Origin of the sequence: Thalassotalea sp. G20_0 (assembly GCF_017744175.1) — a bacterium.
Taxonomy (GTDB): domain Bacteria; phylum Pseudomonadota; class Gammaproteobacteria; order Pseudomonadales; family Endozoicomonadaceae; genus Endozoicomonas.
Genome location: NZ_JAGHQV010000004.1, coordinates 97,598 through 113,326, shown reverse-complemented (window position 1 = coordinate 113,326; position 15,729 = coordinate 97,598). Strand labels below are relative to the sequence as shown.

Here is a 15,729-nt window from a genome sequence, read left to right as displayed (position 1 = left end):
GCGTTTGTCCTTCACTCGATGACCACCGATGTGGAACTTACTCTCGAATATCGGGTCAATTTTATATGCTTCCGTAAAAGAACTGGTGGAAACGTGGATAACGCCCATTTCAAGGCCCCTCTCTCCATAGAATATTACAGACAGGCCGCCAGGGGCTGTATTCGCCAACATCACAGCAGCGGCCATCTTCAGCAGCACACCGGAGAGGTCAACACAAGTCCCGGCAGGGGGACTGGCAATATCGAGAGCCATGTACCAGCCAACCGGACGTCCGGATATCTTGGGTTTAGCTTACAGCCAAGCCACCCTTCTGCCTGTTACGTCAGGCAAGCGCCACCGGGCCAGAGATTACCTGCCCCCGCCGCGAATAGTCCACGCACGTTGGCCCACCATCCCGCTCATCCCCGACTGCCTCCTCCGTCAGCCAGCAAAACGGATTTGCCAGCGCCGGCACAAACCGCAACTCTCCATAATCCACCAGAGGCCGAGGTTCGACAGAGTGAATTTATCGTTAGACCCATTTATGGAAGGATCATACCTTACAATGACCGGTATATCCCTGACCCGCTCCTCAGAGCAGAGGTTCACAGGGATTTTCTGGCCCTTGAGGACTGGATACTTAACCCGTGGGTGGACGATCAGTTATTGTTTGATATCAGCCGGACCGGTGAACAATGGAAGCATGATGAAACTCTGGTTAACTGGGCAATGAAAGAAACACTCTGGACTGAACTTGATGATGGTCCGGTGGATCCCGCCTTCACTGTTACAATAAACCTTAAAGTCAGGGAAGTCGGCAGGCTCAGGGAAACCAGTAATCTGCCGGATGCAGCGTTCGCACAGCTGAAAAAGTGTCGTGAATTGCAGCAACTCCAACAACAGAAAGCCGAGAATTCAGAGCGGTTCGCGAAGTATCTGAAGCTGACACCACTGGTGGGGAAAGAACTCAGAAAACTGACAGAATCCGAAAGACTGGATAAGCTGTTGCCCCACGCTATGTTGCAGGGGTATACGAGAACTGCACAATGGTGCCTGGAAAACGGGGCAAATATCAAAACAGCGATGACAACGTTGCGCCAGCTGAAATCCCGGACAGATAATCAGCCCGGCAACATAACAGATCACCGGACCACCACAGCAACCGCCCCATCAATCAACAGGCGTTCCCGGGGCATCGACTCGTTCAGCCACAATATCAATACAACATTGCTGGAGGTGATTGCTGAGACTCATATCGATATGGCCATTCAGGCAGACTGGCTGCTGGCCAATGGGGCAAGCCTGACACCCGCAGCCTCCGCAGCGCTGCTTAACCAGGCTCTGAATACCTCCCTAAACCGCGGGTATCTTGCCAACGCCCGATGGCTGATCGACAAGGGAGCCACTCTGCAAGCCCAGCATCAATTTGAACAGGCCATGAGCCATTATAATACTCGGGTAGCCCAATGGCTGATGGATAATCACCAGGCCAAACAGAACCCCGGTAAAGCCACCTCGGCATTGCTCAGTTATTTTGATGGCTATCTTTCCCGGGAAGAAGTGGTGGAGCCCATCTACACCCACCAGCCAATAGACTGGTTATTAGAGGTGGGAGGAGCATCCCTTGAGGAATTGCGACCATTTGCGCCACGTATCCTGGAGAGAGCATTGGAGTTCAGTGATCCCTATATCGCAGGATGGCTGTTAAAACACCAGCTCACCACCTTCGAATCCCAACCGGAAAAACCGCAAGAACTGTTGGATAAAGAGATCGTCAGAGCCAGGGAAAAACCGAAAGAAGACAGAAAATATATGATCGACTTTTTGCAAAAACAGGTCGATCAAGAGAGCGCTTCAGACTGTTATGAGCCACCCAAAAAAAAAATCTGCTGATTGTTTGTGAAGAAGTTGTCATAAAACTGTAATAAAGACTCGATACTTTTAGCATCAACTTTATAAGCACCGGGGTGCACTCTCTATGTCTGAAATGACATCTGCTTCTTCACAGGGCGCTGATTTCGAAACCATGACCACGCGACATTACGGTCGTATCTGGCTGCGCGTTGTTCTATGGATTTACGCTCTGCTGGTAGCTGTTAGTGTCATCGGCTCCGGCTTTAAAATGGCGGTGGGTGGCAGTGAAGCGGCAGCACAGCTGTTCAGCTTTGCCAACAATGCCGTCATGGGTCTGCTGGCGGGCACACTGGCGACAGCACTCGTACAATCTTCCAGTACAGTCACCTCTGTTATTGTCGGCCTGGTCGCTGGCGGCCTGCCGGTTCACCTGGCGATTCCGATGATCATGGGTGCCAACATCGGCACGACCATTACCAATACCATCGTAAGTCTTGGTCATATTCGCTGCCATAAAGAGTTCAAACAGGCGTTTGCCGCCTCTACGGTTCATGACTTCTTTAACTGGCTGGCGGTTTTCATTCTTCTGCCTCTGGAGCTATTCACAGGCTTTTTGAGCAAGCTTTCTGCATCGGTAGCCAGTATGCTGGTTGGTGGTCAAAATTTGTCAATGAAAGGCCTGAACTTTATTGACCCGTTAACCTCTCCGGCTGAAGACATTGTCACAGGTTTTGTATCGGTACTGCCAGACAGCACACTGGCTGGCATTGCCATGATTGGCATCGGCATTGTCCTGATCTTTTTCTCGGTGGTTCGTCTGGGCAAGCTGCTCAAAAAAGTCATGGTGGGTAAAGCCAAAGATGCCCTGCACAAGTCCATTGGCCGGGGTCCGATCAGCGGCATTCTGTCCGGTATGACCATGACTGTAATGGTTCAGTCGTCCTCAACCACCACCAGCCTGATGGTACCCATGGTGGCCAATGGTCTGTTTACTGTACGACAGATGTACCCTTTCACCCTGGGTGCCAATATCGGTACAACCATTACCGCCCTGCTGGCTGCCACGGCAATTACCGGTCCTGCTGCCCTGCCCGCACTGACCATCGCCATGGTGCATTTCTTCTTTAACTTCTGTGCCGTAGTTCTGATTTACGGGATCAAGTGGCTGAGGGAGATCCCGCTGTATATGGCTGACAAACTGTCTGATCTGGCAGTCAGAAACAGAATGTATGCGTTTGCCTATCTGTTCATCGCATTCTTCATTCTGCCAGGTGTCCTTATTTTCCTGACAGCGTGATTGGCAAGATTCCTTGCTCTGTAAAAAAACCTGCTGTGCCTTGACTGCACAGCAGGTTTTTTTTTGCAGGCTTAACCCCGTTCATCCTGAGTGGAGATTACACACCAAACTCATCGAAATGGTGTACTAGACTAGGGGTGCTTTGGACAAGAACTATTTAACGATAGCCAGTGTCCAGGAAGACGCAGAACAGGACAGCCTCCCGGGAAAACGCCTGTCAAGTCTCAACATAAAAAGCAACGGATGGGAATGAAAATGAATATCAACCTGTTTGCCAATGGCTCCACTTTTGGCGGGCCCTTTAGCATACCTCATTACAATTTTACGAAGGGTGAAGGGCATAGGGAGAAACTGCATGACCGAAGTCATCTTATTAAATTGTTTCGGGTGTCAGTCAAAACAGCCCACTTTGCCATTCCATTTATACCCAAGCCTTATGGCAAGACAAGGTATTTACATGAAGATTTTGATTTTGAGAAAATGCTCAAAGAGGTAGACATAGAAATGATCCGCCTCAATCCCGATCTCCGATTTATGCCCGCTGAGATTTTTAGCCGCTGTGAAACAATCCCCCTGAAAATACTGGCGAACATGAAGGTTGCTGTCGTGGTTAGTGACAATAAATACCAAACGCTCGGAGAGGTTGGTGAGCAGAACAGGCGTCAATCGTTTTATCATTCCAATACGCCCAGGCATCCTGAATTATCTGATGAACGTATAGCTGAATTAGCAAAATTTGGATTTTTCCTTATGCCCGGGGATGATATGAATGGATCATTGAGCAGGAGAAGCCAGCCCCTTTTCAATATCAATGATAGTGACGCTTTGAGTGAAACAATTCATGGCTTCGACCTGTCAATCTCAGACGAGGAGCTCCTTGAATACAAACATTTTGTCGGCCATGATTTATTGCAGCACCCTATCATCGAAACTGGCCAGGTTTCCCAGGCAGCTTATGTCTCTTCCGTTTATTCACCGACGAACGATAATCACCTGCTTCTCATCAGGCCTGCTGATACCAAACTACCCATGCTGCAAGGGACTGAGCTTATCGAAACGAAGTATCAGGCAATGATTACTCGGATAACGAATGATCGGGATAATAACGCTGGCCAACCAACACGTCTTGAAAATGAGGTGGGGTTGAACAAATCGTTACGGGAAGCGAAGTTTTTTATGGCTCCTTACCAGAAGTCTATAAGGTTTTGTCAATCGGTCATCGAGGAGTTGAGTACCTGCCCACAAGAGTGCCCCAATCTCTCTGTTGCCATTAATAAAGCAATCAGTCGATTGGCATTCTCTGAACAATACATGACTGATTGTTCGGGCCTGGTCAGGCAAGCCATTGTGTATGATGAACTGATGCAGCTGGAGAATACCAGTACTATGGAAGAACTGAAAATTAAACAGGAAGAAATCAGTAAGCAGTTAATCCATAAGGAGGTGGAATGGCATAAGAAAGCTGTGCAGGAAGAAATCCTTTCGGGAAAAGACTCTTATTTCCCAATGATCAACATGCATTCGCTCATCATGACGTCACTCGGTGATCTGTTAATGGAAATGGATTATCACAACTCATGGGGCGAAAACGCATTGCGAGAGAAAATCGTTGCTCGGAAAGCAGAGGCAGAAACTATTTGTACCCAGACAGATGAGCTGCTTTCTGATCGGAAGACCATTCATTCATTAAAGCTAAAGAATATTTGGGTTTCCATTGAGAGCACAGATACGGAGGATGACGTTGAAAATCCCTGACAGGGATAAAAAACCAATTTTCGAGTCTAATTATTCAATATGAGCACACCAATGCAGCCTTAATGACGACACTTCAGAACACAACACCCAACCTCTCGATTGGTGCAGAGAACCTCAAGCGCCTGTGCTGGCTCCGTGGAACCCTGATTGCTGTTGAGGGTGTGGTCTTTTTCCTGGCCAGCCGCCATTTTAACATCCAGATAACCGGCCTTGTTCTGGCCTGTTTAATCACCTTGCTGATGATTGATATTCATTTGCTTGGCATGTGGCTAACATTTGTGCTGAGATCCTTTCTAATCAATTACTTTGTCGAACTGATGGCCTCAGCCCTGAGAAGAGACGGAAAACAGGACAGCCTCCCGGGAAAACTCCTGTCAAGTCTCCACATGAATAGCAACAGATGGGGATGAAAATGAATATCAACCTGTTTGCCAATGGCACCACTTTTGGCGTGCCCTATACCTGTAGCAAACCTCATCACAATTTTACGGAGGGTGAAGGGCATAGGAAGATACGGCTTGACCGAAGTCGTCTTATTCAATCGATTCCGGTGCCAGTCAAAACAGCCTACTTTGCCAATCGGTTTGTGTATGAGCCTTATGATGAAAGGGATTTATCTGGATATTATAATTTTGTGCGTACGCTCAATGTGGTACACACAGAAATGATCCGCCTCAATCCGGATCTCCGATTTATGCCCGCTGAGATTTTTAGCCACTGTGAAGCAATCCCCCTGAAAAAACTGGCGAACAGGAGGGTTGCTGTTTTGGTTAGTGACAATAAATACCAAACGCTCGGAGAGGTTGGTGAGCAGAACAGGCGTCAATCGTTTTATCATTCCAATACGCCCAGGCATCCTGAATTATCTGATGAACGTATAGCTGAATTAGCAAAACTTGGATTTTTCCTTGTACCCGGGGATGATGTGAATGGAGCATATAGTGGAGAAAGCCATCCCGTTTTCAATATCAATGGTATTGACGGTTTCAGTGTAAGATCTTATTGCTTCGACGAGTTAATCTCAGACGAGCAGCTTCCTGAATACAAACATCCTGAATGCAAACATTTAGTCGGCCATGATTTATTGCAGTACCCCATCATCGAAACTGGCCAGGTTTCCCAGGCAGCTTATGTCTCTTCCGTTTATTCACCGACGGACAAAAATCACCTGCTTATCATCAGGCCTGCTGATACCAAACTCCCCATGCTGCAAGGGACCGAGCTTATCGAAACGAAGTATCAGGCAATGATTGATCGGGCCGTTAACGCTGGCCAACCAACAAGAATTGAAAATGAGGGGGTGGTCAAATCGTTACGGGAAGCCGAGTTTTTTATGGCTCCTTACCAAAAGGCTATAGAGTTTTGTCAATCGGTCATCGAGGCGTTGAGTACCTACCCGCAAGGGTGCCCCAATCTCTCTGTTGCCATTAATAAAGCGATCAGTCGATTGGCATTCTCTGAACAATACATGACCGATTTTTCGGGGCTGGTCAGGCAAGCCATTTTGTATGATGAACTGATTCAGCTGGAAAATACCAGTACTATGGAAGAACTGAAAATTAAACAGGAAGAAAACAGGAAGCAGTTAATCCAAAAGGAGGTGGAATGGCATAAGAAAGCTGTGCAGGAAGAAATCCTTCCGGGAAAAGACTCTTATTTCCCAATGATCAACATGCATTCGCTCACCATGACGTCACTCGGTGATCTGTTAATGGAAATGGGTTATCGCAACTCATGGGGCGAAAACCCATTGCGAGACAAAATCGTTGATTGGAAAGCAAAGGCAGAAACTATTTGTATCCAGACAGATGAGCTGCTTTCTGATCGGAAGACCATTCATTCATTAAAGCTAAAAAGTATTTGGGTTTCCATTGAGAGCACAGATACGGAGGATGACGTTGAAAATCCCTGACTTTGCCTGGCATGTGGCTAACATTTGTGCTGAGTGCCTTTCTAATCAATTACTTTGTCGAACCCTCAGCCCTGAGAAGAGACGGAAAACAGGACCGCCTCCCGGGAAAACGCCTGTCAAGTCTCAACATAAATAGCAACAGATGGAGGAGGGAAATGAATATCAACCTGCTTGCCAATGGCACCACTTTTGGTGCGCCCTACAGCAGCCCTCCTGGCAAGTTTACGGAGTGTAAAGGGTTTAGGAATAAACTATGTGACCAAAGTCGTTTTATTAAATCGATTCCGGTGCCAGAGAAAACAGCCTACTTTGCCAATCCGACTATTCGCATGGTTTCTGCCGGGGGAGAAAATTTATTTGGAGATTTGGATTATTATGAGCATACGCTCAAAATGGTAAACACAGAAATGATCCGCCTCAATCCGGATCTCCGATTTATGCCCGCAGAGATTTTTAGCCACTGTGAACCAATCCCCCTGAAATCCCTGGCAAACAGGAATGTTGCTGTCGTGGTTAGTGACAATAAATACCAAACGCTCGGAGAGGTTGGTGAGCAGAACAGGCGTCAATCGTTTGATCATTCCAATAAGCCTATACATCCTGAATTATGTGATGAACGTATAGCGGAATTGGCAAAACTTGGATTTTTCTGTATGCATGGGGAGAGGTATGATACGTATAAAACACTGTGGGGGGGAATCCAGCCTGTTTTCAATATCAATTACAGCGGCACTTTCGGTGTAACACTTCATTGCTTCGAGCTGTCAATCTCAGACAAGCAGCTCCCTGAATACAAACATTTAGTCGACCATGATTTACTGCAGTGTCCCATCATCGAAACTGGCCAGGTTTCCCAGGCAGCTTATGTCTCTTCCGTTTATTCACCGACGGACAAAAATCACCTGATTCTCATCAGGCCTGCTGATAACAAACTACCCATGCTGCAAGGGACTGAGCTTATCGAAACGAAGTATCAGGCAATGATTGATCGGGCTGTTAACGTTGGCCAATCAACAAGCATTGAAAATGAGGGGGTGGTCAAATCGTTACGGAAAGCGGAGTTTTTTATGGCTCCTTACCAAAAGGCTATAGAGTTTTGTCAATCGGTCATCGAGGAGTTGAGTACCTGCCCGCAAAGGTGCCCCACTCTCTCTGCTGCCATTAATAAAGCGATCAGTCGATTGGCATTCTCTGAACAATACATGACCGATTGTTCGGGCCTGGTCAGGCAAGCCATTGTGTATGATGAACTGATGCAGCTGGAAAATACCAGTACTATGGAAGAACTGAAAATTAAACAGGAAGAGATCAGGAAGCAGTTAATCCAAAAGGAGGTGGAATGGCATAAGAAAGCTGTGCAGGAAGAAATCCTTCCGGGAAAAGACTCTTATTTCCCAATGATCAACATGCATTCGCTCATCATGACGTCACTCGGTGACCTGTTAATGGAAATGGATTATCACAACTCATGGGGCGAAAACGCATTGCGAGAGAAAATCGTTGATCGGAAAGCAAAGGCAGAAACTATTTGTATCCAGACAGATGAGCTGCTTTCTGATCGGAAGACCGTGCATTCATTAAAGCTGAAAAGTATTTGGGTTTCCATTGAGAGCACAGATGCAGAGGATGACATTGAAAATCCCTGACAGGGATAAAAAAACCAATTTTCGAGTCTAAGGGTATTCAATATGAGCACACCAATGCAGCCTTAATGACGACGAACACAACACCCAACCTCTCGATTGGTGCAGAGAACCTCAAGCGCCTGTGCTGGCTCCGTGGAACCCTGGTTGCTGTTGAGGGTGTGGTCTTTTTCCTGGCCAGCCGCCATTTTGACATCCAGATCACCGGCCTTGTTCTGGCCTGTTTAATCACCTTGCTGATGATTATTGGCACTGTCATTCGGTTATATGTGGTCAAAAGACACGTTAGCGATCAGGAGTTCTTTGTTCAACTGCTGCTGGACCTTTTTTCCCAGAGTACGCTGTTATTCTTTAGTGGTGGTTATACCAACCCACTGGTATCGACCTATTTGATCACTGTCTGTATCGGCGCAGCACTTCTGCCGGGCAAATACAGCTGGGGCGTGACATTCACTGCGACGCTGCTCTATACCCTGCTGATGAAATGGTACGTACCATCCGGCCCCGGTTCGATGCTTCACTTGCCAGAACAGCAGCTGATGATTGATATTCACTTGCTTGGCATGTGGCTAACGTTTGTGCTGAGTGCCTTTCTTATCAATTACTTTGTCGAACTGATGGCCTCAGCCCTGAGAAAACAACAAAGGGATATAGCCATCAGCAGAGAACGTCAACTGAGAGATGAAAGCATTCTTGCCATTGCCCTTCAGGCAGCGGGTGCAGCCCATGAACTGGGAACGCCATTAACCACAATGGCCATTGTGCTCAGGGATCTTCAGGAAGAATACCAGGGCAGCGCACTGGCTGAGCGCTTGATATTTCTCCGGGATCAGATCGATGAATGCAAGAAAAGGCTGCAACAGTTGGTATCGGAAAGCCAATATAAAGGTATTGAAAGTATTGATAGTCAGGATTTTCTGGCTAAGGTCATCCAAAAATGGCAGCTGCTCAGACCTGAATCCGAGCTTCATTACAACGCCGCTCAATGGCCTGTTTCAGTATCTATTCCCTGTGATCTGACACTGTATCAGGCAATCACGTCATTACTTGATAATGCAGAAGATGCCAGCCCGGGACAGGTTTCACTGCACGTGATTCAGAACCGCCAAAACCTGACCCTGCAGATTCTGGATAAAGGAGCGGGCTTCCCGGAAGCCCAGGGCAGACCCAAAAAAAATTCAGCCCATATAAAAGAAGGGAACTCAACCACCTTATCAAGGACGCCTTATAGCTTAAAAGAAGATGGCCTCGGGATTGGTTTGCTACTCAGTCAGGCCAGTATTGAACGGCTGGGAGGTCTGATACAGATTCGCCCTCTGACCTGCGGGGGAAGCTTGATTGAAGTTCAACTGCCCATCACCGGCCAACCAGAACAGGAACCATGAAGCGACGATGAGCCCCGGAAAAACCCTGGAGTTACCGACTATTTTGATTGCCGATGATGACCAGACCCTGTTACACACCCTTGCCACCTCACTCAGAAAAAGGGGATTCAACCCCATTACGGCAGACACCATCAGTAAGGCGACTACCCTGCAACAACAACACCGCCCGGCAAGCGCGGTTGTTGATCTGAAAATCGGCAGTGAGAGTGGCCTCCGGCTTATTTCACTGTTACGCAACGTCAATCCTGATATTGATATCATCGTACTAACTGGGTATGCCAGCATTGCCACCGCAGTCAGCGCCATCAAACTTGGGGCTAAAGACTATCTCTGCAAGCCGGTGGATACCTTACAGATACTCTCGGCACTCAATATCAGCCAGCAGCCTCATGAACCCGGCCCTGTCATCCCGGAAACAAGAATGCCGGTTTACCAGCTGGAATGGGAGTATCTGCAAAAAGTCCTTCTGGAGCACAATGGCAATATCTCTGCCGCCGCCCGAAGCCTGGGCATGCATCGCAGGACACTGCAGCGAAAACTCAACAAACGATCAGGCTCCCGCTGAAATTATGTAAGCATTATTGCCTCTTCTCTGTCGTAGCCATTATGCTTGTGGGTTTTACAGGCAGCGGCCAGTCTTTTCCAGTGAATTGCTTATTGTTTCGTAGCGCTTTCTTGCGAGGCTCTTTTTTCAGAAAGAATCGTCAGATACTCTCATTGATGGGCCTGCTCAGTATTACCTCCCTCTTTGGCAGCACCCTGGTCACCACACTGGCGATCACCTGGCAGGACACGCTTGACACGCTATCCATCAGCCAGTGGGCCTGGCTCTTTTCAGCCAGCGCCCTGACCATGGCGCTGGCCCTGACACCGTCTACGCTTATTGCCCTGATCAGTGGCTATTTTCTCGGGTGGACAGCGCTTTTCTATATCCTGATTTCCTACCCGGCAGCATCTGTCCTCGGTTATCTGGTCGGGAAATCACTGGATCATGGGAAGCTGATGCGGACACTCCCGCCGAACTCCCGAATACATCTGATTCTGGAGGAGCTGCAACATCATCAGTGGCCGCTGGTCGTTCTGACCCGGATATCCCCGGTCCTGCCCTTTTCATTAATGAACCTGGTGTTACCCGTAATTGGGATCCGCCTTCCTGCATTCCTGATCGCTGGCTTTATTGGCATGTTACCCAGAACGCTGTTTGCCCTTTGGGCAGGTATGCAGGCAAGAGACCTGATCTCTTTACTGAACAACCCGACGCAAGGTAATCTGTCCGTTATAGTCATGGTGATAGCATCGATTCTTTCCATTGGCGGATTGCTTTATCTTGCCCAGAAAGCATCATCCACCATCATAATGAGACAGTCGGCAAGCAAACGCGGGGAAACAAAAACCTATGGCTGAAAATCGTGTTGCGCTGTTTGTTGATGTGCAGAACATCTATTACACCACCCGACAGTTCTATAACAGTCACTTTGACTACAACGCATTCTGGGCGCTTGTCAGTAAAGGCAGAAAGATCACCAAGGCCATCGCCTACGCGATTGATCGCGGAGATCCAAAACAGCGGCAATTCCAGGATATTCTTCGAGCCATTGGCTTTGAAGTAAAGCTGAAACCCTATATTCAAAGAAGCGATGGCACCTCAAAGGGTGACTGGGATGTCGGGATAACGCTGGATGTTATGAGCTGGGCACCCGAGGTCGATACCATTGCCCTCGCTTCCGGTGATGGTGACTTTGACCTGCTGTTGCAAAAGGTGCAACAGGATTTTGGTCGGCAGACTGAGGTATACAGTGTTGAGGCGCTGACAGCATCTTCCCTGATTCAATCGTCCAGTCACTTTATTCCAATTACCCATGACCTGTTACTGCCAATCAAGAGTGCGAAAAACAGTCAACAAAAAGTAACAAACACTATATAAATCAAAGCATTAATTTCCTATCCAAGCGGGTCTTCCAACCCCTGATTTCCGGTTAAAATTCCTCCGATAATTTGTTTTTCACAAACTTGATAAAATCTTTGACATCCCTTCGGACAGCTATTAGAGTTCCTATTGGCCATTATTGAGAAGAACGAAAAATCGTTTTACTTTTTGAGTACTTCCTGATCGTCACACCACTTCTTAGTTTAAGTTATGTTGCTTTAATTGCTTTACTCTTAAATAGATATATGAAGATGTGACTACACATTGGCTCAACGCGTGTACAACGCATTTTTATAGAAATATTCAGGAGACATTGCATGTCTAAATCGACCGGAACGGTAAAGTGGTTCAGTGAAGAGAAAGGCTTTGGCTTTATCGCTCAGGATAACGGCGGTCCAGACGTTTTCGTTCACTTCCGTGCCATCATTGGTGACGGCTTCAAAACTCTCGCTGAAGGTCAGGCTGTGACCTTTGATGTTGAGCAGGGCCAGAAAGGCCTTCAAGCTGCCAACGTAGAGAAAGTATAAGCTTTTCCCTTTTCGGGAAAACAGAAAAAGAGCACCATAAGGTGCTCTTTTTTTATGGGTTAATCCAGCCCTCTTGAGGAAATCAAACCAGTAGCACTGCACAGCCTATTGGTAGAAAAGAGTTCCAAAACGATACAATAACGCACAGAAGTTCCCATCCAATAACGGTCGGATTACTGGAATCAAAACCCGGTTTCATTTGACCCAATACTAACGACAGAAGAAAAACCTGATGGGACCATTTTACTTTTTCTACTTGAAACCTTTGTCAAAAGTTAATATACACTTCTATTCCAAACCGCTCCTTCGTTGAGTATCAGACACCTGTCAACAGTATTAGATAACATCCAGACAGGACCCTTTAAAATGGGCAAAAACACGTTGCCCCACCGACAGATTCAATAACCCCAGCGCTCTTCTGGTGACCAGCGCCAACAATGTCTGCCCTTCCGCCGCCATAAACAGCATGACATTTTTGGAATCCATTTCCTGAATAGCCTGAATCGTTGTTGCCACTCGATTCTGAACACTTGTGCAGTGGATATCTTCCACCACGATACTGACTTCATGAGCTGGCAATATCACTCGCAGGTCGGTTCCCGGCAGCGATGAAAGCTGATTGACCAGCAATTTCTGACCACCCAATAACAGCTCGGTGAAACCATATTCGTGATCGTGGCTGCCCACCTGCACTTCCAGAATCGACAGTGCACAGTCATCCCGGGTTAATAAAGAACCTGGCCGACTGAGTAATTGACGACACTCGCCTCGGGATACCACCTGCCCCTGATCAATAAGCAGCAGTTTATCAGCCAGCCTTGCCACCTCTTCACGGGCATGACTCACCATAACAACCGGTATTTCAAAGTGCTGATGGATATTTCTCAAACAGGGAAGAATGCTTGTTTTTGATGACCAGTCCAATGACGCCAGCGGCTCATCCATTAATAGAAGACGGGGGGCACTTAATAAGGTGCGGGCAATGGCCACACGCTGCTTCTCACCACCGGACAGTTTATCAACCGTACGCCCCAGTAGATGCACAATATCGAGCTGCTCAACCACCTCGGATAATGACGGCATGGCAACATTGCCACTCGCCCGCCTCAAGGCAAACCGGAGGTTTTCCATAACATCCAGATGGGGAAACAGCCTGGCTTCCTGAAATATATAGCCAATGCCCCGTTGCTCCGGCGGAACCCATATTCCCTGTTCCGAGTCCTGCCAGATTTCATTATTAAACTGAAGCCGCCCCCTGGCATGACTTTCCAAACCCGCGATGGTTCTCAGGAGTGAAGTTTTACCACACCCGGAACGCCCCATAATGGCCCAGGTGTTATCGGTATCCAGTGACTCATCAACACCAAGAACAAAGCGGTCCCGGGGCAGCTGAATATCAATTCTTAGCATTAATAACGACCAGGGTTTGATTTTAGGGGTAATTGAGCCGCAGGCTGACGATCAAGGCTGTAAAGGGTAATCAGCAGAATCATGGCAAACACCATCAGTCCCGCTGCAATCTGGTGCGCTTCGGTAAACTGCTGCGATTCCACGGCATCGAACAGGGCAATGGACAACACCTGCGTCTCTCCGGGAATATTGCCGCCAATCATCAGCACCACACCAAACTCCCCGACTGTATGAGCAAACCCCATGCAGGCCGCCAGAATCATCGCCCGGCGGGTACAGGGCAGTACCACATTAAAGAAACGGTCCATTCGCCCTGCCCCCATCATGGCTGCCGCCTCAAGCAGGCCTTTATCAAGCTGTTCAAACGCCCGTTGCAAAGGTTGCACGACAAAGGGCATGGAGCAGATAACAGAAGCGATCACCAGCCCGGTAAAACTGAACGCCAGGGTGGTACCGGTCAGGGACAGCCAGAGCTGCCCGGGAGCGTAGTTTGGTGAGCAAAGCAACAGTATATAAAAGCCAAGGACGGTGGGCGGTAATACCATTGGCAGCCCCACCAGGGCTTCCAGCAGGGGTCTTAGCCGACTCTGCATATTAGCCAGCCCCCAGGCCATGGGAATCGCCAGCAGCATCAGAATCACGGTGGTAATGGTGGCCAGTTTCAGCGTTACCCAGACAGCGGTGAGCAGCATTCAGAGCGCTTCCCTTCAATTTTCGGACGTAGTTTTATCGGCCATTGTCGTCGATACAGGGAAGTAACCCTGTCTGGCAATAGTGCGCTGGGCAGACGGTGACAAAATAAACGCCACAAATGCTCTGGCCGCCTCAGGTTGTCTGGTGTGCTTTAAGATAACCAGATCCTGCTGAATCGGATCATACAACGTTGCAGGAATCGAAAAAATATGACCGTCGTTGCCAACCAGCTGCGCTTTCGCCACCAGCCCTGCAGGAATATTACCACTGGCCACAAACTGCCAGGCCTGCTGGACACTGGCACCCTGAACCAGACGGGAGCGGAACGAGGACCAGAAACCCAGTTTCTCCAGCACCTGCTGTGCCGCCAGACCATAAGGAGCCGTTGCCGGATTGGCAATGGCCAGGCGTCCCTGATAAATCGCCAGATCCTCCAGGGTCATGGCTTCCCCCTCTTTAGCGGAAAACCCGGGGCTCCATAGCACCAGTTCTCCCAGGGCATAGGGGTGGCGGCTACCTTTCAGTGTCAGTCCTTTTTTTTCCAGCAACTCCGGTCTGAGGCTATCTGCTGACAAAAAGATATCGAAAGGCGCACCATGGGTGATCTGGTTATACAGCACACCGGTAGAGGCCGAGGAGATCAACAACTGGTGTCCGGTTTCGATTTCAAACGCTTTTGCCAGAACCTCCAGCGACGGTTTGAAGTTTGCGGCAACGGCCACTTTCAGTTCTTCGCCGTAGACCGATACCCCCGGAAAAATGAGGAAAAATGCTAAAAATACTGTTCTTAACATGAAGCAGATGTTCTTTATGAGTTCGAAGGTTAAAGCCAGCGATCCGCCGCTGCCTGGTCAGACTCACGCTCATCCACCCAGCGATCTCCTTCCGGTGTCGTCTCTTTCTTCCAGAACGGCGCACGGGTTTTCAGGTAATCCATAATAAACTCACAGGCGGCAAACGCTTCTTTGCGATGGGCGCTGGCGACACCCACAAAAACGATTCGGTCCCCGGGGTACATCTGACCAATGCGATGGATAACCCGGACAGTTTGAAGTTCCCAACGAGCCATGGCCTCATCGATAATTTCCTGCAAGGCTTTTTCCGTCATCCCCGGATAATGTTCCAGAAACAGGCCACCCACCTTATCCCCAAGGTTCATATCGCGAACTGTACCGGTAAAAGTGACAATCGCTCCTGATGACTTATTCCCTTCCAGGCGTTCATATTCCTGGCCTGGGTTGAAGTCTTCTGTTTGAATGGCAATCAAGGTTCTGATCCTGTTTGTTTTTTGCACCACTTTTCACCACAAAGACACAAAGTTTTTCCGGGGCTTTCGCGACAGTCTCA

The 15,729-nt window shown here is 48.3% G+C and carries 15 protein-coding genes; 11 read left to right on the top strand and 4 right to left on the bottom strand.

Annotated features, from left to right (window positions below; all coding sequences use genetic code 11):
- Window positions 1-93: 93 nt before the first annotated feature.
- The 11 genes from J7438_RS03440 to J7438_RS03390 all read left to right on the top strand — a co-directional run bounded on the left by J7438_RS03440 (window position 94) and on the right by J7438_RS03390 (window position 12,279).
- Entirely contained in the window at window positions 94-1,872 is a 1,779-nt protein-coding gene (locus J7438_RS03440; protein WP_209275460.1) for a hypothetical protein, read from the top strand.
- A gap of 133 nt (window positions 1,873-2,005) precedes the next feature.
- The gene (locus tag J7438_RS03435) at window positions 2,006-3,130 is read left to right on the top strand and encodes a Na/Pi symporter (protein ID WP_209275519.1); all 1,125 of its coding nucleotides are present in this window, start codon (window positions 2,006-2,008) and stop codon (window positions 3,128-3,130) included.
- A 255-nt stretch (window positions 3,131-3,385) separates the two neighbouring features.
- The gene (locus J7438_RS03430) at window positions 3,386-4,885 is read left to right on the top strand and encodes a tetratricopeptide repeat protein (protein ID WP_209275459.1); all 1,500 of its coding nucleotides are present in this window, start codon (window positions 3,386-3,388) and stop codon (window positions 4,883-4,885) included.
- Window positions 4,886-4,947: 62 nt separating this feature from the next.
- Window positions 4,948-5,295, top strand: a complete 348-nt coding sequence (locus J7438_RS03425; RefSeq protein ID WP_209275458.1) for a hypothetical protein — start codon at window positions 4,948-4,950, stop codon at window positions 5,293-5,295.
- A 2-nt stretch (window positions 5,296-5,297) separates the two neighbouring features.
- The gene (locus J7438_RS03420) at window positions 5,298-6,797 is read left to right on the top strand and encodes a tetratricopeptide repeat protein (RefSeq protein ID WP_209275457.1); all 1,500 of its coding nucleotides are present in this window, start codon (window positions 5,298-5,300) and stop codon (window positions 6,795-6,797) included.
- 155 nt (window positions 6,798-6,952) lie between these two features.
- The gene (locus tag J7438_RS03415) at window positions 6,953-8,443 is read left to right on the top strand and encodes a tetratricopeptide repeat protein (RefSeq protein ID WP_209275456.1); all 1,491 of its coding nucleotides are present in this window, start codon (window positions 6,953-6,955) and stop codon (window positions 8,441-8,443) included.
- Between the two features lie 65 nt (window positions 8,444-8,508).
- Window positions 8,509-9,825, top strand: coding sequence for an ATP-binding protein (locus J7438_RS03410; RefSeq protein WP_209275455.1), 1,317 nt, complete (start codon window positions 8,509-8,511; stop codon window positions 9,823-9,825).
- A gap of 7 nt (window positions 9,826-9,832) precedes the next feature.
- On the top strand, window positions 9,833-10,390 hold the full coding sequence (locus tag J7438_RS03405) for a response regulator transcription factor (RefSeq protein WP_209275454.1): 558 nt from the start codon (window positions 9,833-9,835) through the stop codon (window positions 10,388-10,390).
- Between the two features lie 155 nt (window positions 10,391-10,545).
- Entirely contained in the window at window positions 10,546-11,229 is a 684-nt protein-coding gene (locus J7438_RS03400) for a TVP38/TMEM64 family protein (RefSeq protein ID WP_209203969.1), read from the top strand.
- Window positions 11,222-11,749: a LabA-like NYN domain-containing protein gene (locus J7438_RS03395; protein ID WP_209203968.1), complete on the top strand. Its 528-nt coding sequence runs from the start codon at window positions 11,222-11,224 to the stop codon at window positions 11,747-11,749. Before J7438_RS03400 ends, J7438_RS03395 begins: the two co-directional genes overlap by 8 nt.
- A gap of 320 nt (window positions 11,750-12,069) precedes the next feature.
- The gene (locus tag J7438_RS03390; protein ID WP_101745061.1) at window positions 12,070-12,279 is read left to right on the top strand and encodes a cold-shock protein; all 210 of its coding nucleotides are present in this window, start codon (window positions 12,070-12,072) and stop codon (window positions 12,277-12,279) included.
- Window positions 12,280-12,615: 336 nt separating this feature from the next.
- Here J7438_RS03390 and modC read toward each other — a convergent pair whose 3' ends face one another.
- From modC to moaE, 4 genes are read right to left on the bottom strand one after another with little or no spacing between them, the layout of a single operon-like run.
- On the bottom strand, window positions 12,616-13,689 hold the full coding sequence (modC, locus tag J7438_RS03385; RefSeq protein WP_209203967.1) for a molybdenum ABC transporter ATP-binding protein: 1,074 nt from the start codon (window positions 13,687-13,689) through the stop codon (window positions 12,616-12,618).
- On the bottom strand, window positions 13,689-14,381 hold the full coding sequence (gene modB / locus J7438_RS03380) for a molybdate ABC transporter permease subunit (RefSeq protein ID WP_209203966.1): 693 nt from the start codon (window positions 14,379-14,381) through the stop codon (window positions 13,689-13,691). Before modB ends, modC begins: the two co-directional genes overlap by 1 nt.
- A gap of 15 nt (window positions 14,382-14,396) precedes the next feature.
- Entirely contained in the window at window positions 14,397-15,176 is a 780-nt protein-coding gene (gene modA, locus J7438_RS03375; RefSeq protein WP_209275453.1) for a molybdate ABC transporter substrate-binding protein, read from the bottom strand.
- 29 nt (window positions 15,177-15,205) lie between these two features.
- The gene (gene moaE / locus J7438_RS03370) at window positions 15,206-15,649 is read right to left on the bottom strand and encodes a molybdopterin synthase catalytic subunit MoaE (RefSeq protein WP_209275452.1); all 444 of its coding nucleotides are present in this window, start codon (window positions 15,647-15,649) and stop codon (window positions 15,206-15,208) included.
- Between the last annotated feature and the right edge of the window lie 80 nt (window positions 15,650-15,729).